Source organism: Burkholderia sp. Bp8992, from assembly GCF_003853705.1.
Classification (GTDB): domain Bacteria; phylum Pseudomonadota; class Gammaproteobacteria; order Burkholderiales; family Burkholderiaceae; genus Burkholderia.
Genome location: NZ_QTQI01000038.1, coordinates 20,122 through 41,778 on the forward strand (window position 1 = coordinate 20,122; position 21,657 = coordinate 41,778).

19 protein-coding genes are annotated in these 21,657 nt (G+C 68.8%); 10 read left to right on the forward strand and 9 right to left on the reverse strand.

The genetic code is table 11. The features are described 5' to 3' along the window. Positions 1-47: 47 nt before the first annotated feature. Entirely contained in the window at positions 48-1,082 is a 1,035-nt protein-coding gene (locus DIE03_RS34690; RefSeq protein WP_124456611.1) for an AraC family transcriptional regulator, read from the reverse strand. 137 nt (positions 1,083-1,219) lie between these two features. On the opposite strand from DIE03_RS34690, the gene DIE03_RS34695 reads away from it, so the two are divergent. From DIE03_RS34695 to DIE03_RS34720, 6 genes are all read left to right on the forward strand, one after another. Beyond that, the gene (locus DIE03_RS34695; RefSeq protein ID WP_027789617.1) at positions 1,220-2,353 is read left to right on the forward strand and encodes an acyl-CoA dehydrogenase family protein; all 1,134 of its coding nucleotides are present in this window, start codon (positions 1,220-1,222) and stop codon (positions 2,351-2,353) included. 165 nt (positions 2,354-2,518) lie between these two features. Continuing rightward, entirely contained in the window at positions 2,519-4,225 is a 1,707-nt protein-coding gene (locus DIE03_RS34700; protein WP_124456612.1) for an AMP-binding protein, read from the forward strand. 113 nt (positions 4,226-4,338) lie between these two features. Beyond that, positions 4,339-5,868, forward strand: coding sequence for a CoA-acylating methylmalonate-semialdehyde dehydrogenase (locus DIE03_RS34705; protein ID WP_124456613.1), 1,530 nt, complete (start codon positions 4,339-4,341; stop codon positions 5,866-5,868). 18 nt (positions 5,869-5,886) lie between these two features. Further along, positions 5,887-6,786 carry a 3-hydroxyisobutyrate dehydrogenase gene (mmsB, locus tag DIE03_RS34710; RefSeq protein ID WP_006480765.1) on the forward strand — a complete coding sequence of 300 codons (900 nt, stop codon included), beginning with the start codon at positions 5,887-5,889 and terminating at the stop codon, positions 6,784-6,786. Then, positions 6,786-7,577: an enoyl-CoA hydratase gene (locus DIE03_RS34715; RefSeq protein ID WP_124456639.1), complete on the forward strand. Its 792-nt coding sequence runs from the start codon at positions 6,786-6,788 to the stop codon at positions 7,575-7,577. Before mmsB ends, DIE03_RS34715 begins: the two co-directional genes overlap by 1 nt. Continuing rightward, positions 7,574-8,713 (forward strand): enoyl-CoA hydratase/isomerase family protein, encoded by a 1,140-nt coding sequence (locus DIE03_RS34720; protein ID WP_124456614.1) that lies wholly within the window; start codon positions 7,574-7,576, stop codon positions 8,711-8,713. Before DIE03_RS34715 ends, DIE03_RS34720 begins: the two co-directional genes overlap by 4 nt. A 43-nt stretch (positions 8,714-8,756) precedes the next feature. Here DIE03_RS34720 and DIE03_RS34725 read toward each other — a convergent pair whose 3' ends face one another. Continuing rightward, complete coding sequence (locus tag DIE03_RS34725; protein ID WP_124456615.1) at positions 8,757-9,677, reverse strand: LysR family transcriptional regulator; 921 nt, start codon at positions 9,675-9,677, stop codon at positions 8,757-8,759. A gap of 178 nt (positions 9,678-9,855) precedes the next feature. On the opposite strand from DIE03_RS34725, the gene DIE03_RS34730 reads away from it, so the two are divergent. Next, positions 9,856-11,394 carry an MFS transporter gene (locus DIE03_RS34730; protein ID WP_124456616.1) on the forward strand — a complete coding sequence of 513 codons (1,539 nt, stop codon included), beginning with the start codon at positions 9,856-9,858 and terminating at the stop codon, positions 11,392-11,394. Between the two features lie 37 nt (positions 11,395-11,431). Here the strand turns inward: DIE03_RS34730 and DIE03_RS34735 are convergent, their stop codons facing one another. The 7 genes from DIE03_RS34735 to DIE03_RS38520 all read right to left on the reverse strand — a co-directional run bounded on the left by DIE03_RS34735 (position 11,432) and on the right by DIE03_RS38520 (position 18,404). After that, positions 11,432-12,811, reverse strand: coding sequence for an efflux transporter outer membrane subunit (locus DIE03_RS34735; protein ID WP_124456617.1), 1,380 nt, complete (start codon positions 12,809-12,811; stop codon positions 11,432-11,434). Between the two features lie 6 nt (positions 12,812-12,817). After that, positions 12,818-14,875 carry a MacB family efflux pump subunit gene (locus DIE03_RS34740; RefSeq protein ID WP_124456618.1) on the reverse strand — a complete coding sequence of 686 codons (2,058 nt, stop codon included), beginning with the start codon at positions 14,873-14,875 and terminating at the stop codon, positions 12,818-12,820. Between the two features lie 2 nt (positions 14,876-14,877). Further along, positions 14,878-16,062, reverse strand: coding sequence for a macrolide transporter subunit MacA (gene macA, locus DIE03_RS34745; RefSeq protein ID WP_124456619.1), 1,185 nt, complete (start codon positions 16,060-16,062; stop codon positions 14,878-14,880). 268 nt (positions 16,063-16,330) lie between these two features. Further along, a complete protein-coding gene (locus tag DIE03_RS34750; protein WP_124456620.1) occupies positions 16,331-16,906 on the reverse strand; it encodes an HD domain-containing protein in 576 nt (191 codons plus the stop codon). A 78-nt stretch (positions 16,907-16,984) separates the two neighbouring features. Further along, positions 16,985-17,551: a helix-turn-helix transcriptional regulator gene (locus tag DIE03_RS34755; RefSeq protein WP_124456621.1), complete on the reverse strand. Its 567-nt coding sequence runs from the start codon at positions 17,549-17,551 to the stop codon at positions 16,985-16,987. Between the two features lie 36 nt (positions 17,552-17,587). After that, the gene (locus tag DIE03_RS34760; RefSeq protein WP_124456622.1) at positions 17,588-18,226 is read right to left on the reverse strand and encodes a hypothetical protein; all 639 of its coding nucleotides are present in this window, start codon (positions 18,224-18,226) and stop codon (positions 17,588-17,590) included. A gap of 34 nt (positions 18,227-18,260) precedes the next feature. Then, on the reverse strand, positions 18,261-18,404 hold the full coding sequence (locus DIE03_RS38520; RefSeq protein WP_185658286.1) for a hypothetical protein: 144 nt from the start codon (positions 18,402-18,404) through the stop codon (positions 18,261-18,263). 168 nt (positions 18,405-18,572) lie between these two features. Between DIE03_RS38520 and DIE03_RS34765 the strand changes: the two genes are divergently transcribed. The 3 genes from DIE03_RS34765 (at position 18,573) to DIE03_RS34775 (ending at position 21,579) form a co-directional block, all read left to right on the forward strand. Next, entirely contained in the window at positions 18,573-19,976 is a 1,404-nt protein-coding gene (locus DIE03_RS34765; RefSeq protein WP_124456623.1) for an HdeD family acid-resistance protein, read from the forward strand. A 94-nt stretch (positions 19,977-20,070) separates the two neighbouring features. After that, positions 20,071-20,649, forward strand: a complete 579-nt coding sequence (locus tag DIE03_RS34770) for a hypothetical protein (RefSeq protein ID WP_124456624.1) — start codon at positions 20,071-20,073, stop codon at positions 20,647-20,649. A 198-nt stretch (positions 20,650-20,847) separates the two neighbouring features. Continuing rightward, entirely contained in the window at positions 20,848-21,579 is a 732-nt protein-coding gene (locus tag DIE03_RS34775) for a ribonuclease T2 (protein WP_124456625.1), read from the forward strand. Positions 21,580-21,657 lie beyond the last annotated feature (78 nt).

The window sequence follows — 21,657 nt, forward strand, 5'->3', positions numbered from 1 at the left end:
AGGCGGTTTCGGCGGAAAGCGCGAAGCCGCGGCCGTGCCGGCCCGATTCAGACCGCGCCGCCGCCGCGCGCGAGTACTTCGTCGCGATAGTCGGCCGGGCTGCGCCCGCTCCATTTGCGGAACGCGCGGTAGAACGCGCTGGGCTCCGCGAAACCGGTTGCCGCAGCGACATCGGCGATCGTGCGCGCGGGGTCGGCCAGCGCCTCGAACGCGAGATCGCGCCGCAGCGTGTCCTTGATCGACTGGTAGGCCTGGCCCTCCTGGTGCAGCTTGCGCCGCAGCGTGGCCTCGGCCACGTGCAGCCGCGCGGCCATCCCGCCCGCGCCCGGCCAGGCGGCGGGCGGCATCCCGCGCAGCACCGCGCGCACGCGCTGCGCGAGCGCGTTCGGGTTGCGGTACTTGACGATGAAGCTGGCCGGCGCGTTGCGCAGGAACGTCTTCAGCGTCTTCGCGTTCTGCACGACCGGCAGCGTCGCGAATTCGGGATCGAAATCGACATACGAATCGGGCTCGTTGAACCGCATGTCGTCGCAGAACATCGACGGGTATTCGTGGTCGGCGGGCGGCGTGTCGCAGCGGAAGCTCGCGTGCAGCAGCGGAATGCGGCGCCCGATCAGCCAGCAGGTGAGCCCGTACACGATGATGAAATAGGTCGCGTACGTGAACATCGCGGGCGTCGCGCCGTTGTTGCGGTGCACGAAGCGCAGCCGCACGCGCTGCGGGTTCGCGTCGAGCTCCGCGTGCAGGTCGTCGAGCACGCAGTGCATGAAATTCACCGCGCGCGCCATCGCGTGCAGCCCGTCGCGCGCGGACAGCGCGGACTGGCTCATCGCGATGAAGCTGCCGCTGCGCATCGGGTGGCGATCCTGCCCGAAAAACTCGTCGTCCATCGTGCGCGCGATCGCATTCCACAGCGCGCCGTACTGCTGCGCGGACACGCGTGCGCGCGGCTGCTCGAGCAGCGCGGGCGCGATGCCGGCCTGCGCGAGCAGCGGCTCGGCCGCGACGCCGCGCCGCGTGGCGAGCGCGACGCTGTAAGCGACGAGGCTGATCGCCACGGTTCCCTTGTCTTCCTGCTTCATCGGTGTCGCCGGTGTGGCAAAAACGCTCAGTGTAAATGAGCGACGCGAGCATCGAACAGTCGCACGGGCTTGCCTACACTTGTTGCATCGAAACGCAAGGACGGTCGCGCCCGGCGGCCGCGGGAGACAGCAGCACCATGGACGAGCTTTACACCGAAGACCAGCGGATGATCCGCGACGCCGCGCGCGCCTTTGCGACCGAGATGCTGGCGCCGAACGCGGCGCAGTGGGACCACGACGCGCACCTGCCGGACGCGATCGTCGCGCAGCTCGGCGAACTCGGCCTGCTCGGGATGATCGTGCCGCAGGAGCTGGGCGGTTCGTATACGGACTACGTGGCCTACGCGCTGGCGATGGAAGAGGTCGCCGCCGGCGACGCCGCGTGCGCGACGATGATGAGCGTGCACAACTCGGTCGGCTGCGGGCCGATCCTCGGCTTCGGCACGCCCGCGCAGAAGGATCGCTGGCTGGCCGACATGGCGGCGGGCCGCGTGATCGGCGCGTTCTGCCTGACCGAGCCGCAGGCCGGTTCCGAGGCCAACAACCTGCGCACGCGTGCTGAACTGCGCGACGGCAAATGGGTGCTGAACGGCGCGAAGCAGTTCGTGACCAACGGCCAGCGCGCCGGTGTCGCGATCGTTTTTGCCATGACCGACCCGGAAGCCGGCAAGCGCGGCATTTCCGCGTTCCTGGTGCCGACCGACACGCCGGGCTTCATCGTCGGCAAGCCGGAGAAGAAGATGGGCATCCGCGCGTCGGATACGTGCCCGATCACGTTCGAGAACTGCGCTATCCCAGAGGAAAACCTGCTCGGCAACCGCGGCGAAGGGCTGAAGATCGCGCTGTCGAACCTCGAAGGCGGCCGCATCGGCATCGCCGCGCAGGCGCTCGGCATCGCGCGCGCCGCGTTCGACAAGGCGCGCCGCTATGCGGGCGAGCGCGTGCAGTTCGGCAAGCCGATCGCCGAGCATCAGGCGATCCAGCAGAAGCTCGCCGACATGGCCGTGCAGATCAACGCCGCGCGCCTGCTCGTGCATCACGCGGCGAAGCTGCGCACGGCCGGCCTGCCGTGCCTGTCGGAAGCGTCGCAGGCGAAGCTGTTCGCGTCCGAGATGGCCGAGCGCGTATGTTCGGATGCGATCCAGATCCACGGCGGCTACGGCTACCTGGTCGATTACGAAGTCGAGCGTCACTATCGCGACGCGCGCATCACGCAGATTTACGAAGGCACCAGCGAAGTGCAGCGGATGGTGATCGCGCGGCAGCTTTGACGCGCGCCGGTCGCACCGTTTGAAACGTCAGGCAGGGCACGAGGGCAGCGCGGTGAACGCGGCACGCAACGACGTGACCGTGCGCCGTGCAACACGGAACCGGGCATGTGCTGCAGCACAGGCGCCGGTTGACCGCTGGGCATGGAGACTGGACGGAGACGACACATGACGGTACAGGCATTCCTGAACGCACGCGACTTTCTGCTGCGCCATCGCACCGACTACGAGACCGCGTACCGCGATTTCGAATGGCCGGTGCTCGATGCGTTCAACTGGGCGCTCGACTACTTCGACCCGATGGCGCGCGGCAACGACCAGCCCGCGCTGTGGATCGTCGATGCGGCAACCGGCACGGGCGATCCGTATTCGTTCGCGCAGATGTCCGAGCGTTCGTCGCGGATCGCGAACTGGCTGCGATCGATCGGCGTCGTACGCGGCGACCGCATCCTGCTGATGCTGCCGAACCGTGTCGAGCTGTGGGACGCGATGCTCGCCGCGATGAAGCTCGGCGCGATCGTGCTGCCTGCCACCACGCAGCTGTCGCCCGACGACGTGCGCGACCGCGTGCAGATCGGCGGCGCGAAATACGTGATCGTCGACGAGAACGAAACCGCGAAATTCGAACAGCCCGACCTCGGCCTCGCGCAGAAGATCGTCGCCGGCGCGCCGCGCGCTGGCTGGCTCGCGATGAACGACGGCTACGCGGCGAGCGCCGTATTCGAGCCGGACGCCGTCACGCACGCCAACGATCCGATGCTGCTGTACTTCACATCGGGCACGACGTCGAAGCCGAAGCTCGTCGAGCACACGCACCGCACCTATCCGGTCGGCCATCTGTCGACGATGTATTGGGTCGGCCTGCAGCCGGGCGACATCCACTGGAACATCAGCTCGCCGGGGTGGGCGAAGCATGCATGGAGCTGCTTCTTCGCGCCGTGGAATGCGCAGGCTTGCGTGTTCGCCTTCAACTACGCGCGCTTCGAGCCGAAGGTCGTGCTCGATGCGCTCGTCAAATACCGGGTGACGACGCTGTGCGCGCCGCCGACCGTGTGGCGCATGCTCGTGCAGCAGCCGCTCGCGTCGTTCGACGTGAAGCTGCGCGAGATCGTCGGCGCGGGCGAGCCGCTGAATCCCGAGATCATCGAGCGCGTGAAGAAGGCGTGGAATATTTCGATTCGCGACGGCTACGGCCAGACCGAGACGACCTGCCTGATCGGCAACTCGCCGGGCCAGCCGGTCGTTGCGGGCTCGATGGGCCGGCCGCTGCCCGGCTACCGGATCGCGCTGCTCGACCCGGACGGCGCGCCGGTGACCGAAGGCGAAGTCGCGCTGCCGATCGGCGCGGACGTCACGCGCCCGGTCGGGCTGATGACCGGCTACGCGAACAATCCCGACGCGACGGCCCACGCGATGCGCGACGGCCACTACCGCACGTCGGACATCGCGATGCGCGGCGACGACGGCTACTACGTGTACATCGGCCGCGCGGACGACGTATTCAAGTCGTCCGACTACCGGGTGAGCCCGTTCGAACTCGAGAGCGTGCTGATCGAGCATCCGGCGATCGCCGAGGCGGCCGTCGTGCCGAGCCCCGACCCCGTGCGGCTGTCGGTGCCGAAGACCTTCATCACGCTGCGGCAGGGCTACGAGGAAAGCCCCGAACTCGCGCTGGAGATCTTCCGTTTCTCGCGCGAGAAGCTCGCGCCGTACAAGCGCATCCGCCGCCTGCAGTTCGCGGAGCTGCCGAAGACGATCTCGGGGAAGATCCGCCGCGTCGAGCTGCGCCGCCGCGAGATCGAACGCGGCGACGACGCGAGCGCGCGCATGCCGGGCGAGTACTGGGAAGAGGATTTTGCTGCTGAACTGAAATGACGTGACCGCGGGCCGCGCGCGCCGCATGTCGCGGCGGCCGCCCGCAGCCGAACTGAACCGGCCGCGCGGCAACATGACGCTACGCCGCGGCCCACTGCAAGGAGAGAACGCTGATGAACGCGAATCCGACGCCCCGTGAAGGGCAAGACGTGCCGACGGTCAAGCTGCTGATCGACGGCGCCTTCGTCGAGTCCGCCACCCGCGAGTGGCGCGACATCGTCAACCCGGCGACGCAGCAGGTGCTCGCGCGCGTGCCGTTCGCGACCGTCGCGGAAGTCGACGCGGCCGTGCAGGCCGCGCATACCGCGTATGCGACGTGGAAGAACACGCCGATTTCCGCGCGCATGCGCATCATGCTGAAGTTCCAGGATCTCGTGCGCACGAACCTGCAGCGCATCGCGAAGACGCTGACGGCCGAGCAGGGCAAGACGATCCCCGACGCCGAAGGCGACATCTTCCGCGGCCTCGAAGTCGTCGAGCATGCGTGCTCGATCGGCACGCTGCAGCTCGGCGAATTCGCGGAGAACGTCGCGGGCGGCGTCGATACCTACACGCTGCGCCAGCCGCTCGGCGTGTGCGCGGGCATCACGCCGTTCAACTTCCCCGCGATGATTCCGCTGTGGATGTTCCCGATGGCGATCGTATGCGGCAACACGTTCGTGCTGAAGCCGTCGGAACAGGATCCGATGTCGACGATGGAACTCGTCGAACTCGCGATCGAGGCCGGCGTACCGAAAGGCGTGCTGAACGTCGTGCACGGCGGCAAGGAAGTCGTCGATGCGATCTGCACGCATCCGCTCGTGAAGGCGATCTCGTTCGTCGGCTCGACGGCGGTCGGCACGCACGTGTACAACCTCGGCAGCGCGCACGGCAAGCGCGTGCAGTCGATGATGGGCGCGAAGAACCACGCGATCGTCCTGCCTGACGCGAACCGCGAGCAGGCGCTCAATGCGCTCGTCGGCGCGGGCTTCGGCGCGGCCGGCCAGCGCTGCATGGCGACCTCGGTCGCGGTGCTCGTCGGCCGTGCGCGCGACTGGCTGCCGGACCTCGTCGCGAAGGCGAAGGCGCTGAAGGTCAATGCGGGCGCGGAAGCCGGCACGGACGTCGGGCCGGTCGTGTCGAAGGCCGCGAAGGAACGCATCCTGTCGCTGGTCGAGGCGGGCGTGAAGGAAGGCGCGAAGCTCGAACTCGACGGCCGCGGCGTGAAGGTGGACGGCTACGAACACGGCAACTTCATCGGCCCGACGATCTTCTCGGGCGTGACCACCGACATGTCGGTCTACACGCATGAAATCTTCGGCCCCGTGCTGGTCGTGATGGAAGTCGACACGCTCGACGAAGCGATCGCGCTCGTCAACGCGAATCCGTTCGGCAACGGCGTCGGCCTGTTCACGCAAAGCGGCGCGGCGGCCCGCAGGTTCCAGAGCGAGATCGACATCGGCCAGGTCGGCATCAACATCCCGATCCCGGTGCCGGTGCCGTTCTTCAGCTTCACCGGCTCGCGCGGCTCGAAGCTCGGCGACCTCGGCCCGTACGGCAAGCAGGTCGTGCAGTTCTACACGCAGACCAAGACGGTCACCGCGCGCTGGTTCGACGACGACACGACGGCCGGCCCGGTGAACACGACGATCCGGCTGCATTGAGCGACGGAGGAAACGAACATGAAAATCGGATTTATCGGCCTCGGCCACATGGGCGCGCCGATGGCGCTGAACCTGCTGAAAGCCGGCCACGACGTGCACGCGTTCGACCTGAGCGCCGACGCATTGCGCGCGCTGCAGGACGCCGGCGCGCAGGTGGCCGCGTCGCCGCGCGACGCGGCGTCGGGCGCGACGTTCGTGATCACGATGCTGCCGGCCGCGCCGCACGTGCGCTCGGTGCTGTCCGGCGAGAACGGCGTGCTGGCCGGCCTCGGTGCGGGCGCAACCGTGATCGATTCGAGCACGATCGACCCGGCCAGCGCGCAGGCGTTCGGCGCGCTGGTGCGCGAGCACGGCGGCGCGTTCGTCGATGCGCCGGTGTCGGGTGGCACCGGCGGTGCGGCAGCCGGCACGCTGACCTTCATGGTCGGCGGCAGCGACGCGGATTTCGAGCGCGTGAAGCCGGTGCTCGCCGGCATGGGCAAGAACATCGTCCATTGCGGCGCGACGGGCATGGGGCAGGTCGCGAAGGTCTGCAACAACCTCGTGCTCGGCATCTCGATGGCGGCCGTGTCCGAGGCGATGTCGCTCGGCGTCGCGCTCGGCATCGATCCGAAGGTGCTGGCCGGCATCGTCAACACGTCGACGGGCCGCTGCTGGAGTTCGGACACCTACAACCCGTATCCGGGCGTGATCGAGACCGCGCCGTCGTCGCGCGGCTACTCGGGCGGCTTCGGCACCGACCTGATGCTGAAGGATCTCGGCCTCGCGAACGACGCGGCGAAGCAGGCGCGCCAGCCCGTCTATCTCGGCGCGCTCGCGCAGCAGCTGTACCAGACGATGAGCAGCCGCGGCGACGGCCAGCTCGATTTCTCGGCGGTGATCCGCCTGTATCAACCGGCAACGAAGAAGGACGCATGATGATCGAACTGGACTACGTCGACGACGGCGCGATCGCGTGCGCGACGCTCAAGCGTCCGCCTGCGAACGCGTTTACCGCGCAAGGGCTGCAGCAATTGCAGGCAGCCGTCGCGGATCTGAATGCGAACCCGCGCGTGCGCGCACTGGTGATCACCGGCGACGGCCCGAAGTTCTTCAGCGCGGGCGCCGATCTCAACACGTTCGCCGACGGCGATCGCGCGGTCGCGCGTGAGATGGCGTCGCGCTTCGGTGCGGCGTTCGAGGCGCTGCACGACGCGCGCGTCGTGACGATCGCCGCGATCAACGGCTATGCGATGGGCGGCGGGCTCGAATGCGCGCTCGCGTGCGACCTGCGGATCGCCGAGACGCATGCGCAGATGGCGCTGCCCGAGCCGTCGGTCGGCCTGCTGCCGTGCGGGCTCGGCACGCAGACGCTGCCCTGGCTCGTCGGAGAAGGCTGGGCGAAGAAGATCATCCTGACCGGCGCGCGCGTCGACGCGGCCACCGCGCTGCGGATCGGCCTCGTCGAGGACGTGGTGGAGAGCGGCGGCGCACGCGATGCGGCGCTGGCGCTGGCGCGCAACGTCGCGCGGCAGAGCCCGCACGCGGTCGCGTACAGCAAGGAACTGATCGGCCTCGCGCGCCGTGGCGTGCCGCGCAGCGCGGCGCTCGCGGTCGAGCGCGAACGCTTCGTCGACCTGTTCGAGACGAACGATCCGCGCGAAGGCGTGGCCGCGTTCCTCGGCAAGCGCGCGCCGCAGTGGCAGACCGACGGGGAGCCGCAACGATGAGCACGCCGGTCACGAGTCGCGACGCATTCGCGGAGCACGCGCCCGAGGTGCTGTTCCGCGTGGTGAACCGCGTGGCGCTGATCACGCTGAACCGTCCGGCCGCGCTCAACGCGCTGTCGTACGCGATGATCGGCGAGCTGGCCGCGCTGTTCGAGCGCTGCCGCGACGACAGCCAGATCGTCGCGGTCGTGCTGCGCGGCGCGGGCGAGAAGGGTTTCTGCGCGGGCGGCGACGTGCGTGCGCTGTACCGGATGGTCGCGCAGCGCGAAACCTGGCTGCCGTTCTTCGTCGACGAATACCGGCTCGACTACGCGATTCACACGTTCCCGAAACCGGTGGTCGCGCTGATGGACGGCGTGACGATGGGCGGCGGCATGGGGCTCGCGCAGGGCGCGGCGCTGCGCGTCGCGACCGAGCGCAGCAGGATCGCGATGCCGGAGACGCGCATCGGCCTCGTGCCCGACGTCGGCGCGACGCATTTCCTGTCGCGCATGCCGGTCGAACTCGAGCTGTACGTCGGGCTGACCGGCGCGATGCTGTCGGGTGCCGATGCATTGACCGCGAAGCTCGCGGACCTGTGCGTGCCGTCCGCATGGCTCGATACGTTCGAGACGCGCATCGAAAGCGTCAAGTGGGACGGCGATGCGCTGCCGCTGCTGCGCAAGGTGTTCGAGCCGCCGTGCAACGTGGTGCCGCACGCGGCGCTCGACAGCCAGATGCCGTGGATCGTCCGTCAGTTCGACAAGCGCTCGACCGTCGAGCGGATCGTCGCGACGCTCACGCAGGATCTCGCGCGTGAAGAGCTGTCGCGCGAGCACCGTCAATGGCTGCAGGCGACGCTCGATGCGCTCGCGAGCCATTCGCCGACGATGCTCTCGGTGACGCGCGAGGCGCTGCTGCGCGGCCGGCAGATGACGCTCGCCGAATCGTTCCGGATGGAGCTCGGCATCGTGGCGCGCGCGATCGAGGAGGGCGACTTCTGCGAAGGTGTGCGCGCGCATCTCGTCGACAAGGATCGCAAGCCGCGCTGGGCGCCCGCGTCGCTCGTCGAAGTGCGTGCCGAACGCGTGCGGCATTTCCTGACGTCGCCGTGGAAGCTGTTCGCGCATCCGCTCGCCGATCTCGGCGCGGCGTGATCTCCCGACGCGCCGCGCATCGGCGCGTCGGTTTCGACTCATCTCATCGCACTTCGTCCGGGCGCTCGATCATCGGCGGAACCGCCTGTGCGAGCGCGTCGATCACGCAGCGCGTCTTGCGCGGCAGGTAGCGCGTCTTCGGCCAGATCGCGTGAATGTCGCCTTCGCACACGAAGCAGCGATCGAGCACGACGACCATCTCGCCGCGCTTCACGTAATGGTCGAGCAGCCAGCTCGGCACCCATGCGATCCCGAACCCCGACGCACCGGCCGCCGCGATCGCCTGCACGTCGTCGAAACTCAGCTGGTGCGGCATGTCGATCCGCACCGTCGTGCCGTCCGGCGCGCGCAAGTCCCACGGTTGAACCACGCCCGAGCGTGAATACGCGATCGTCCGGTGATGCTTCAGGTCGTCGAGCGTCTTCGGCACCCCATGGCGCGCGAGATACGACGGCGCCGCGCCGAGGCTGCCGTATTGCGTGCCGAGCCGGCGCACCGCGAGGCTCGTGCTGTCCGCCAGCGTGCCGATCCGCACCGCGAGGTCGATGCCTTCCTCGACGAGATCGACGAAGCGATCGGTGATCGACACGTCGATCCGCAGGTGCGGGTAAGTGCGCGCGAGATCGAGCACGATCGGCGTCACGCAGTGGTGCCCGAACGCGAGCGGCACGCTCAGCCGCAGCTTGCCGCGCGCTTCGTTGCGGCCGCAATCGAGATCGGCTTCCGCGGCTTCGAGCTCCGCCAGCGCACGCACGCAGCGGTCGTAATACGCCTGGCCGTCGTCGGTCAGGCTCTGGCTGCGCGTCGTGCGCTGCAGCAGCCGCGCGCCGAGCCGCTTCTCGAGCCGCGCGATCGCCTTGCCGACCGCCGAGCGCGTCATGTCGAGCCGCTCCGCCGCGAGCGCGAAGCTGCCCGATTCCACTACCTGGACGAAGGTCGTCACGCCGTCGAGTCTGTCGGTCATCGCTGGTTGCGTCGATTGGGTCCTGAAATTCCCCAGTTCGTGGAAATATGCGCGTCAATGGGGCGGGAAATTCTCACTATAGTACCGATTCCCGTCCAGCGTGCGTTGCCGGCCGCACGCGGGGAATCCTAATCACCTGGAGGCGCGCGGCTCGTGACCGGGCCGCCGCGCAATACGCATGACGCTATCCGACTCCCGCAGGAATGCGGTCGCACTCGCGGCCGTCTGTCTCACGTCGCTAATGTTCGGCCTCGAAATCTCGAGCGTGCCGGTGATCCTGCCGACGCTCGAACACGTGCTGCATGGCGATTTCAACGGCATGCAGTGGATCATGAACGCGTACACGATCGCGTGCACGACGGTGCTGATGGCGGCCGGCACGCTCGCCGACCGGTTCGGCCGCAAGCGCGTGTACGTGATCGGCACCGCGTTGTTCGGCGCGACGTCGCTGCTGTGCGGGCTCGCGCCGAACGTGCCGGTGCTCGTCGCGGGCCGGCTGCTGCAGGGTGCGAGCGGCGGCGCGATGCTGATCTGCCAGATTGCCGTGCTGTCGCACCAGTTCCGCGAGGGCCGCGAGCGCGGCCGCGCGTTCGGGATCTGGGGGATCGTGTTCGGCATCGGGCTCGGCTTCGGACCGATCGTCGGCGGCGCGATCGTCGCGCTGGCGAGCTGGCCGTGGGTGTTCCTCGTCCATGCGCCGCTTGCGGCCGTCGCGCTCGTGCTGATCGGCGGCGCGGTGCAGGAGTCGCGCGATCCGCATGCGGGCACGCTCGACGTCGCGGGCATCGTCACGCTGTCGCTCGCGGTGCTCGGCCTCGCGTTCTACATCACGCAAAGTGCGGAACTCGGGCTGACGAGTGCGGCCGGCCTCGGCGTACTCGGCGCGACCGTGCTCGCGGTGATCGGTTTCGTCTTCGCGGAGCGCGCCAGCGCGCGGCCGATGTTCGACTTCCAGGTGTTCCGGATCCGCGCGTTCACCGGCGCGATCTTCGGCTCGATGGGGATGAACTTCAGCTTCTGGCCGTTCATGATCTACCTGCCGATCTGGTTCCAGGTCGCGCTCGGCTACGACAGCGTGACGGCCGGCCTCGCGTTGCTCGCGTACACGCTGCCGACGCTGGTCGCGCCGCCGCTCGGCGAGCGGCTCGCGCTGCGCTACGGGCCGGGCGTCGTGATTCCGGGCGGCCTGTTCACGATCGCGGCGGGCTTCGCGCTGATGCGGCTCGGCAGCGCGGCCGAGCATGCGAGCTGGCTGACGATGCTGCCCGGCTGCGTGATCGCCGGCATCGGGCTCGGCTTGACGAACACGCCCGTCACGAACACGACGACGGGCGCGGTGCCGAGTTCGCGGGCCGGGATGGCGTCGGGCATCGACATGAGTGCGCGGATGATCTCGCTCGCGCTGAACATTGCGGCGATGGGCTTCGTGCTGGTCGCGGGGATCGTCGCGAGCCTGAAGGGCGGGGCGGCGGGCGCGATCGGCGATGCCGCGCTGCGCCGGCTTGCGCAGGAGATCGCGTCGGGCCGCACCGACGGGCTGAACGCGATCGCGCCGGCGCTCGCGCAGGCCGACCCGACCGGTGCTGCATTGCATGCGGCGCTCGTGCACGGCTTCGGCTGGGTGATGGTGTACGGTGCGGCTGGCGTGGCCGTGCTCGCCACCGCGAGCGCGGTGGCGTTCGCGCCCGCGCGGCGCCGGGCGGCCGTGTGCGAGTGAGGCGGTCGACGCGCGGCGTGCGACTTGTGGCGGCCGGTCAGGACGTCCCGCCGCCGAGCGCGCGGTACAGCGTCATCTGGTTGTTGAGCCGGTTCAGGCGCGTCAGTTCATCGGCGCTTTGCGCGTTCCTCAGTACCTGCTGCTGGTCGAGCCATGGCTGCACGGCGGTCGCGCCGGCCGCGAAGCGCGCGGCGGCCAGCCGCTCGGCACGCTGCGCCTGGGCCAGCGACAGCGCGCGCTGTTCGGCTTCGCGTTCGAGCTGCACGCGCGCCGACAGCGCATTCTCGACTTCCGCGAGCGCCGTGTAGAGCCGCTGGCGGAAGCCGACTACCGCTTCCTCGTACTGCGACTTCGACACCTTGATCTGCAACTGCATCGTGTTCCACTGGATGAACGGCAGCGCGAGGCCGAGCCCGAGCGTGCCGACCGGATTCGTCAGCACGCGCTCGAGGCTCGCGCTCGATGTGCCGGCGCTGCCGGTCAGCGTGAAGGTCGGGTAGAAGCTCGTGCGTGTCGCATCGACCTGCGCGAGCGATTCGCGCAGCCGGAATTCCGCCGCACGCAGGTCGGGGCGCCGGCCGAGCAGGCTCGCGGGCAGGCCGGCCGCCACTTCCGGCGGGGCCGCGTCGGGCAGTGCCGATGGCTCGGCCGCGAGCTGCTGCGGCGGCCGGTCGAACAGGATCGCGAGCGCGTGGCGGTTCTCGGTGCGTTGCTGGATCAACTGCGTCTGCGCGGCGCGTTGCGCGGCGAGGCTCTGTTCGGCCTGCGCGAGATCGAGCCCCGACACGGCACCGGCCGTGTGCCGCGACCGGACGACGGCGAGCGTGCGCACGGCATACGCGATGTTCGCGTCGCCGAGCGCGATCTGCCGGTTCAGGTAGCCGAGCTGCCAGTACAGCGACGCGGTCGTGCCGATCAACGACAGCCGCGCGGCTTCGAGATCGGCGGCCGTCGCGTCGGCTTCCCAGCGCGCGGCGTCGCGCAGCGCGGCAAGCCTCCCCCACAGGTCGATTTCATAGCTTAGCGAACCATTGATGCCGCTCGACCGGCTCGTCCGGTGCGTATCGAGCGTGCGCGACACGGCGCCGTTCGCGCCGAGCGTCACGTTGGGTGTGAGGTTCGTGTCGACGAGCCCGGCCTGCAACTGCGCGCGATAGACGCGGATCGTCGCGATCGCGAGGTCGTTGTTGGCGCGCAGCGCGTCGTCGATCAACGCGTCGAGTTGCGGATCGCCGAAGCTGCGCCACCAGTCACGCGTGGCGGCCGGCGCATCGGCCGCGACCGGCGCGGCCCAGTTCGCGGGCATCGCGACGGCCGGCAGCGGGTCGTGGCGTGCGCCCGCGCAGCCGGCGAGCAGCGCGGCCGCGCACGCGAATGCGCCGAGGCGGTGAAGCGGTGAGGAATGCGTGATGGCCATGTTTCGTCAGTCGCGCGCGAGCGCATCGATCGGATCGAGCCGCGACGCGTTGCGCGCGGGCATGAACCCGAAAATCACACCGGTGAGCGTCGAGCACACGAACGCCGTCACGATCGCGCCGGCCGAGAACACCATCTTCCACTGCGTGACGAACATCGAGAACAGCGCGCCGAGCCCGAACGACAGCGCGATGCCGATCGTGCCGCCGAGCAGGCAGACGAGCACGGCCTCGACGAGGAACTGTTGCAGGATGTCCGACTGGCGCGCGCCGACCGCCATCCGGATGCCGATCTCGCGCGTGCGCTCGGTGACCGACACCAGCATGATGTTCATCACGCCGATCCCGCCGACGACGAGCGAGATCACGGCGATCAGCGACAGCAGCAGCGTCAGCGACTGGCCGGTCTTCTCGACGGTCTTGACCACGCTGTCCATGTTGTACGTGAAGAAGTCCTTGCGCCCGTGGCGCTGGATCATCAGCTTCTCGAGGCTTTTCTCGGCGGCGGCGCTCGGCTGCCCGTCGCGCACGCGCACGGTGATGCTGTCGAGATGGCGCTGGCCGAACAGGCGGCCGCTCGCGGTCGTGTACGGCACCCACACGTTCAGGCTCTTCACGCTGCCGAATGCACTCTTCTTGTCGGCGGTCACGCCGATCACGACGCACGGCACGTTGTCGGCCAGGATCACTTCGCCCACCGGATTGCGCGTCGCGCCGAACAGCTTGCGGCGCGTGTTCTGGTCGATCACGGCGACCTGCGCCTGGCGGCGCACTGCATCGTCGTCGAACGCCACGCCGAGCGCGAAACGCATCCCGCGCGTCTGGAAGTAGCTGTCACCGACGCCGCTCACGAGCGCGTGGACGTCGATGTTGCGGTAGCGCAGCAGCAGCGTGCGCGACGTTTCGGGCGTCGCGCTGTCGACGTACGGCTGCTCGGCGAGCGCGGCGACATCGGCCGGCACGAGCGTCTGGATCGTGTCCGCGCGGCTGTCGCCCCAGTCGCTGCCCGGATAGAGGCTGATCGTATTGGTGCCGATGCTGCCGATCTCGTCGAGCATGTAGCGCTTCGCGCCTTCGCCGACCGCGACGATCGACACGACCGACGTGATGCCGATGATGATGCCGAGCATCGTCAGCAGCGTGCGCAGCCTATGTGACACGAGCGCGATCCACGCCATCCGGCATGCTTCGGCGAAACGGCCGGTGCTGGCCGCGAAGCGCGGGGCGCGTGGGCCGGCATCGGTATCGGTATCGGCACCGGCGCCGGCGGGTGGTGGTTCATCGTGACGACCGCTTGCTGGCGGCGTGCCGGCTGCCACGGCGGTTGCGGCGGCATCGATCGTCTCGATGCCGGTTTCCGCGAGCGCTTCCGCGTACTGGCGATTCGGCCGGTCGGCGACGATCTCGCCGTCGCTGATCTCGATGATGCGCCGCGCATGGCGCGCGACGGCCTTGTCGTGCGTGACGATCACGATCGTATGGCCGAGCGCGTTCAGCTCGTGCAGGATGCGGATCACGTCCTGGCCGCTCTTCGTGTCGAGCGCGCCGGTCGGTTCGTCGGCGAGGATCACCTGGCCGCCGTTCATCAGCGCGCGTGCGATGCTCACGCGCTGCTGCTGGCCGCCGGACAGCTGCCCCGGCCGGTGATGCGCACGATCCGCGAGCCCGAGGCGCGCGAGCAGTTCGCGTGCGCGTGCGTGCCGCGCCGCGCGCGTGGTGCCCGCGTAGATCGCGGGCATTTCGAGGTTCGCGACCGCGTCGACGTGCGGCAGCAGGTGATAGCGCTGGAACACGAAGCCGAAGTGCTCGCGCCGCAGCTGCGCGAGCTCGTCGCTGTCGAGCATGTGCGTGTCGCGGCCGCCGACCGTATAGATCCCTTCGCTCGGGTGATCGAGGCAGCCGAGGATGTTCATCAGCGTCGACTTGCCCGAGCCCGACGCGCCGACGATCGCGACGATCTCGCCCGCGTCGATCGACAGGTTCACGTTGTTCAGGACGACGACGTCCTTGTCGCCGGCGGGAAAGCGTCGCGTGACGGCCGAGAGTTTCAGCAGGGGCTGGCTCATCGTCACAACGCGTCCGACAGCGGTACGTGCTCGTCCGCCGAGGCTTCGCCGATCACCACGCGCTCGCCGGCCTTCAGGCCGGCCAGCACTTCGACGCGCACGTTGTTGTTGATGCCGATGCGGACATGCCGCGTTTCCGTGCTGCCGTCGGCGCGCAGCACGCGCACCGCATAGGTGCCGTCCTTGCGCTTCTCGCCGAGTGCGGCGGCCGGAATGCTGAGCGCGTTGCGTGCGTCGCCGAGCACGATGTTGACCTGCGCGGTCATCGCGATGCGCAGCCGGTGCTCGGGATTCGGCACGTCGAACAGCGCGTTGTAGAACACTGCGGCGTTCGGCTTTGCGCCGCCTCCGCCGAGCGGGCTTTGTGCGTCGGCGTAGTTCTGCGGCGCCGGTTCGATCGCGCGCAGTTTGCCGTAATGACGCTTGTCCGGTTCGCCGAGGCTCGTGAAATACGCGGTCTGGCCGGCGCTCACGCGAATCACGTCGGCTTCCGACACCTGCGCCTTCACGGTCATCGTGTCGAGATTCGCGAGCTTCAGGATCACCGGCGCCTGCTGCTGCGCGATCACGGTCTGGCCTTCCTGCGTGACGATCGCGACGACCTCGCCGTCGATCGGCGCGACGATGCGCGTATAGCCGAGGTTGGCCTGCGCGGTCTCGATCTGGATGCGGGCCGAACGGATCTGCGCGGCGAGCGACGCGAGGGTCGCGCGCTGCACGTCGAGCGTCGCCTTTGCGGCCTCGAACGATTCGCGCGACGTCGCGTCGTCGGGCAGCATCGCCTGCTGGCGGCGGAACGCGAGTTCGGCTTGCGTCAGTTGCGCGGCCGCCGATTGCTGTTGCGCGCGCAGGCTTTCTTCGCTGGCGCGCGCCTGGCGCAGCGCGTTTTCCGAGATCACGGGATCGATTTCGGCGAGCCACTGGCCCTTCGTGACCTTGTCGCCGAGCTTGACCTTCAGCGTCTTCAACTGTCCCGACACCTGCGCGCCGACGTCGACCTGCCTGAACGCCTGCAGCGCGCCGGTCGCGAGCACCGCGTTCTCGAGATCGCCGCGCGTGACGGGCGCGGACAGGTATTGCGGATGCTTGTCGGGCGCGCAGGCCTTCAGCGTCACGCCGGCGGCGATCGCGACGACGGCGAGGGTGGCCAGCACGATGCGCCGGCAGCGATGGGTCTTCTGGGTCATGAGAACGCTGCGAGGATGAGGCGGCGCCGGCGATGCGTGCCGCCGAGCGGGACGAGGCGGTCGGCGTCGCATGCCGGGCATGTCGCCCGCGACGGCATCCGCATACGCATCGCGCGGGCGTGCCGAGTCGAATCAGGCGCTCATGGTAAGCGAGGATTTCGCGACAAATCGTGTGGAATTTGTGCTGAATTGTGCGAATGCCGTGCCGGAGCGGGGGCCGGGCTGCAGCATGGTTGCCAATCGTGACGCCGGAGGGGGGAGGCCCGCGTTACCTCCGCGCGGCGTCGATCCTGCGCTGCGTATCGGCGTCGACGATCTCGCGGATCGCGCTGAACAGTGGTGCAGCGTCGGTATAGCGCCGGCCGTAGCCGAGATTGAACGCGTAGTCGAAATCGGGCGGATTGCTGCCCTGGATGTGCTGCAGGATCGTTTCGAGCTTGTCGAGCGCCTTCGCCGCGCGTGCTTCCGGCGACGCGGCCGCCTCGTATTCGTCCCACAGCGCGACGATCTCGTCGCGCCGCGTGCGGTCGAGCGATGCCGTCAGCGTCAGCAGGTCGTCGCGTTCGTGCGCGCTCTTGTCGGGGTGCGCGGCCTGCTCGATTGCGGGGATGTCGCCGTGCAGCGCCTCGCCGAGATCGTGGACGACGCACAGCTTCAGCAGCTTCAGCGTGTCGATGCCGGGCAGTGCGTCGGCGAACACGAGCGCCATCAGGCACAGCCGCCAGCTGTGCTCGGCCGTGCTTTCGGGGCGGCCGCCCGACGTATGGCCGCTGCGCAGCACGTCCTTCAGGCGTTCGGCTTCGCGCAGGAAATCGAGCCGTGCGCGGATCGTATCGGGGTTCATGGTCGGCTCCTTGCGATGAGCCGCCAAGCGTACGCCGGCCGCGTACGGTTCGTCCACGCATGAAATATGCGCGGGGTGTCAGTGCGCGTCGAGCGTTTCCACCAGCCGCACCGCCGCACCGTCCGACAGCGTCATCCGTGTCCATCGGCACCGGCTGCCGCGAATCGGCACGACGCGCGACGCATTCGCGCCGGTGTCGAACTCGACGCTCGGCGGCCCTGCGCGGTCGTGCCAGCCGAGCGGGTCGAGCGCGGCTTCCATGCGGACGATCTCGGGCGTCGCGTAGCGCCACAGCGACGTGCCGAGCAGCCTCGAAAGCGGTTGCGAGAATTCGGCCGCGCGCGCCGGCGAACTGGCGAGCAGGCGGTGCGTGAGATCGCACACGAGATGCATGCGGCCCGCGCTGCCGGCGATCAGCCGCGCGAGCGCGTGGTCGCCCGCCGAATCGACGCGCGCGGCGAGCAACCGCTCGGCCGTCGCGCGCTCGTCGGGCGACATCTGCTGGCGGCCGGCTTCCCAGCGCGAGATCGTCGATTGCGCGACGCCGAACAGTTCGGCCGCATGGCTTTGCTTGACGCGGTGCAGCGCGCGCCAGCGCTTGAGCTGCGGGCCGAGCGGCGGCGTATGAAGCGGTGAGGCGGTCATGGCGATGCTCCTGTGGCGGCCGTACGGCGCACGCCGTTACATGATCCGGAGGCCGCCGTTCGCCTTGATCGCGATCGCCGCGAACGGCACGAGCACGATGCCACCCAGCACGAGCACGCCGTCGGCGGCCACGGTGATCGGCGTGGCGAGAATCCGCAGCCCCATGCCGACGACGGACGGCGATTCCCTGATGGTGACCGAGTACGGGCGGTTGAACGGCTGCGCGGCCGTCTTGTCCTGCTCGACGAAGCCTTCGGTCGAGTAGCGCTTGCCGTCGATGTCGCCTTCGAGCACGAGGCCGGCGGTCTCGCTCACGAAGCCGTCGGCGGCAGCGGCCCGTCGATCGTCGTCCGAAGCATCTTTCGGCAGCACGATCCGGTAATGCCCGGTGACGCCGCCGCCTCTCGCATGAAAATCGGCAAACGTCGTGCGCACCGATTTCCGGTAGCCGGACTGCAGTACCGGCCGCAACCGCGCCGGCAGATCGAAGATGTAATGGTAGCGCGTGCCGAGGACGACCAGTTTCTTGCCGTCTTCGGTAATCATGAATGCGGATACGTTTTCGCTGTAAGCGTCGTTCTTGTACAGCTTCGGCGTGAAACAGCCCGACAGCGCGAGGCTGCTCGCGGCCATGCCCGCGGCCAGCAGGCGCCGGCGCGTGATCGATATGCTCATTTCTTGTTGTCCCGTCTGTGCGGTTCGGTTCTATTCAGAGGCTTTCGCCCTCGGAAGCCGGATTCTCGCGTATCCGCGGCAGGTTGTCGAACGGGAAATCTGTCATGGCAGCGTGCGGCCCGATCGGCCCGCGCCCCGCCGAAAACGTTTCCGTCGCGCTTTCAACCGGCTCCTTCATATCTTATTATTCGGCCAGAGCGGCGCGTGCCGGCCGCCATCGGTCATGTCGATGGCATGACACGCCGGCAACGATGACCGCCTTCCGGCCGCCGCGTCGCACGACGCGCGGTCGACATGACAGGGAGCGCGAGGCCGCGCGTATCCCGAAAAATGACACGAGGGCGCGATGGTACGACTGGTGTTGCTGTTGCTGGGCATCGAATATCTGCGAACCCGCTGGCGCGGGCTGACCGTGCTCGGCTGGGTGTGGGTGGCAGCAGGCGTCGGCATCTTCGTCGACGCGCTCGACGGCGCGCTGCATTTCCCGATCGAGCTGTTCGCGTGGTTGTTCCTGATCGAGGGGCTCGCGACGCTCGCGGTGGCCGGCAGCGGCGTCGGCGGGCAGCGCATCCTGCGCTACGTGAAGGGCGTCGTGGCCGTGGTGGCCGCGGGGCTCGTGTTCGCCGGCCATCACCACGGCCACTTCCTGCTGTCGATGATCTTCGGCACGCTGTTCCTCGTCGACGGGCTGCTGCAGTGCACGTCCGCGTGGATGGTGCGCTACCGCCGCTGGAACGTCGCGTTCGCGTGGGGCGTCGTCGAGATCCTGCTGGCGGTCTTCTTCTTCCAGCCGTACCCGACGCATTACGCGGGCACCGTACCGTACTGCCTCGGCCTGCTGCTGATGTTCGGCGGGATGCACATGCTGAGCCTCGCCGCGCGCGTGCGGCGGCTGACGCGCAATCCCGCGTTCGCGACGTCGCCCGCGCCGGCGCTCGTGCCCGATCTCGACGATCCGCGCGAGCAGCCGCGGTTCACGCAATCCGAATGGGACGGCCCGCCGGCCGACGGCGAGCACGCGCTCACCGTGCACGTGTGGACGCCGACCGGCACGTCGAAGGCCGAAGCGCAGCGCTATCCGGTGATCGACCGCTACATCGCGGCGGTCGACGTCAATGGCGTGATCTCGACCGGGCATGCGGCGCTGGAGTCGCCGGAAGGCATCTACATCAGCCTGTACCCCGGCGTTGAAATCGATCGTTCTCCGGACGAATTCACGCGCATCCTGCGCGCGACGCGCGAGAACGACGTGCCGGGCCTGTTCCAGCCCGACTATGCGACCGAGTCGATCGCGTGGTGCCCGTCGACCGTGCGCGTGCGCATCCGCAACTACGATCCGGCGAAGCTCGATGCGTTCTGGTCGTCGTACCGGCAGAACGTGACGTACAACCTCACATACCGCAACTGTTCGAGCACCGTGTCGAATGCGCTCGAAGCCGCACTCGACGGCGCGGTATGGCGGCTGAAGGGCGCACGGGCCGGGTGGGGTGCGTTCGTGCGGCTGTTGCTGACGCCCGAGCTGTGGGTGGCCGCGCAGATCCGCAAACGTGCGGTGACGATGGCGTGGACGCCCGGCCTCACGCTCGACTACGCACGCGCGCTCAGCATGCTCGCCGATCCGCGGCCGTTCGCGTGGTGGAAGGTCGCGCGCTCGGCGGTGAGCGCGATCATGGCATCGCGCCGCACGTGGCGCGAGCAGGACAACGCGGCGCTGTCGCCCGGCGGATCGGAGGCGGCGTCGATGAAGTGAAGCGCGTGGCGCCGGACGAGGGCCCGGCGTCACAGGGGCCGCCACCGTGCGGCCCGGTGAGTATGCCCGCCATGACAACCCACAGACGACAACAATGAACGAGACGAGAGCTTTCCGCACCCTGATTCCCGTGGCGCTCGTGCTGGCCGGCGCGGGCCTCGCGCAGGCGGGCACGGACGAAGTGCCGCGCATGAGCAATGACGTGTACCGGACATCGGTATCGTTCTGCTCGAACGTTGCGGCCGCCGAGAAGATCGCGTGCCAGGGCGACATGATCGCCGCGGGCAGCCGGATCGTCGCGGCGATCGGCGGCCTGCCGCCGGCGTCCGCCACGGCGATCGACGAAGGCGCGCGCAACAAGCTGCCGCCGGAGGAGCGCAAGGGGCTCGCGCCCGTCGAGCCGGGCGCGATCGACAAGGACGACGACGTGGCCGGGCTCGCCGGCATGGTGCGCCTCTGCGACGTGTACGAATCCGAGCCGGCGTCGCGCGCGCGGCATCACGCGGCGCTGCAGCAGAAGGCGCCCGATGCCGCGCCGCGTGTCGAGGCGCTGCTGGCCGATGCGTCGACGGCGGCCCGCCAGCGCGTCAGTATCGGCGTGTGGCAGATACTCGCGCTCGAAGGCCCCGAAGCGTCCGCTCGCGCGTGCACGCAGCTCGGTAGCGGGTCGTAGCGCCCGCTTGCCGGCATCGCTAGCGACGGAAGGCAACGGTTGGTACCGGTCCCGCGCGTAGCGGAGGCGGCGGTGCGTGCGAATTCTTTCGTCCACCTTCACATTCGTGCCACGTTGCGGCAGCAACAATCGCGGGCAGACATTCGACAACCGTGCGGCGCATCCCGCGACCGCATGCCTTTTCCGAGGAAACACGCCATGCTCAAGACGCTCGCCCGCGCCGCTGCCGCACTCGCCGTCGCTTCCGTTTCACTGCACGCCGCCGCGCAGACCAGCTACGACTACCTGTTGCTTGCCGCATCGTGGGAGCCCGGCTTCTGCGCGTCGCACGACACGCCGGAGTGCACGAACCTCGCCGGCTCGTATGCGGCGACGAGCCTCTCGCTGCATGGCCTGTGGCCGAACCGCTATGACGGCAACCAGCCGTTCTACTGCGGCGTGCCGCAGAACGACATCGACCTCGACAACGCGCACCAGTGGTGCAGCATGGACGCCTACCCGATCAGCAGCGCGACGCGCAATACGCTGTCGACGTACATGCCGGGCGTCGCGTCGTGTCTCGACAAGCACGAGTGGTTCAAGCACGGTACCTGCTCGAACTCGGCGACGCCCGATGCGTACTGGAATCAGGCGTCGGGCATGATCAGCCGGCTCGGCAATACGTCGTTCAACGCGTTCCTGCAGACGAACGCGGGCAAGACGGTCACGCGTAACCAGTTGCTGTCGGCATTCGAAGGCGCGTTCGGCAGCAACACGCGCAGCGCGGTGTCGCTGAAATGCACGAAGACGAACGGCGTGAGCTACTTCACCGAAGCGTGGATCGCGGTGAAGACGGACGCGGCCGCGCAGTTCCCGAGCGCAGCGTCGCTCGTGACGGACGGCAACACGCAGGGCACGTGCCCGACGTCGGGGGTGTTTATCGCGAAGTAAGGCGGATGCGGCTGACGTGCGCGATATCGCGCACGTCGCGGCCGATCCGGGTATTCGGGGATGTCGGGCACGCCGCTG

Bases quoted from the DNA above. Each gene is read 5' to 3' on its own strand.
- DIE03_RS34705 (WP_124456613.1), top strand. From the start codon at position 4,339: ATGAACGCGAATCCGACGCCCCGTGAAGGGCAAGACGTGCCGACGGTC.
- DIE03_RS34730 (WP_124456616.1), top strand. From the start codon at position 9,856: ATGACGCTATCCGACTCCCGCAGGAATGCGGTCGCACTCGCGGCCGTC.
- DIE03_RS34750 (WP_124456620.1), bottom strand. From the start codon at position 16,906: ATGAACCCCGATACGATCCGCGCACGGCTCGATTTCCTGCGCGAAGCC.
- DIE03_RS34725 (WP_124456615.1), bottom strand. From the start codon at position 9,677: ATGACCGACAGACTCGACGGCGTGACGACCTTCGTCCAGGTAGTGGAA.
- DIE03_RS34690 (WP_124456611.1), bottom strand. From the start codon at position 1,082: ATGAAGCAGGAAGACAAGGGAACCGTGGCGATCAGCCTCGTCGCTTAC.
- mmsB (WP_006480765.1), top strand. From the start codon at position 5,887: ATGAAAATCGGATTTATCGGCCTCGGCCACATGGGCGCGCCGATGGCG.
- DIE03_RS34760 (WP_124456622.1), bottom strand. From the start codon at position 18,226: ATGAGCATATCGATCACGCGCCGGCGCCTGCTGGCCGCGGGCATGGCC.
- DIE03_RS34740 (WP_124456618.1), bottom strand. From the start codon at position 14,875: ATGAGCCAGCCCCTGCTGAAACTCTCGGCCGTCACGCGACGCTTTCCC.
- DIE03_RS34715 (WP_124456639.1), top strand. From the start codon at position 6,786: ATGATCGAACTGGACTACGTCGACGACGGCGCGATCGCGTGCGCGACG.
- DIE03_RS34770 (WP_124456624.1), top strand. From the start codon at position 20,071: ATGAACGAGACGAGAGCTTTCCGCACCCTGATTCCCGTGGCGCTCGTG.
- DIE03_RS34755 (WP_124456621.1), bottom strand. From the start codon at position 17,551: ATGACCGCCTCACCGCTTCATACGCCGCCGCTCGGCCCGCAGCTCAAG.
- macA (WP_124456619.1), bottom strand. From the start codon at position 16,062: ATGACCCAGAAGACCCATCGCTGCCGGCGCATCGTGCTGGCCACCCTC.
- DIE03_RS34700 (WP_124456612.1), top strand. From the start codon at position 2,519: ATGACGGTACAGGCATTCCTGAACGCACGCGACTTTCTGCTGCGCCAT.
- DIE03_RS34765 (WP_124456623.1), top strand. From the start codon at position 18,573: ATGGTACGACTGGTGTTGCTGTTGCTGGGCATCGAATATCTGCGAACC.
- DIE03_RS34720 (WP_124456614.1), top strand. From the start codon at position 7,574: ATGAGCACGCCGGTCACGAGTCGCGACGCATTCGCGGAGCACGCGCCC.
- DIE03_RS34735 (WP_124456617.1), bottom strand. From the start codon at position 12,811: ATGGCCATCACGCATTCCTCACCGCTTCACCGCCTCGGCGCATTCGCG.
- DIE03_RS34775 (WP_124456625.1), top strand. From the start codon at position 20,848: ATGCTCAAGACGCTCGCCCGCGCCGCTGCCGCACTCGCCGTCGCTTCC.
- DIE03_RS38520 (WP_185658286.1), bottom strand. From the start codon at position 18,404: ATGAAGGAGCCGGTTGAAAGCGCGACGGAAACGTTTTCGGCGGGGCGC.
- DIE03_RS34695 (WP_027789617.1), top strand. From the start codon at position 1,220: ATGGACGAGCTTTACACCGAAGACCAGCGGATGATCCGCGACGCCGCG.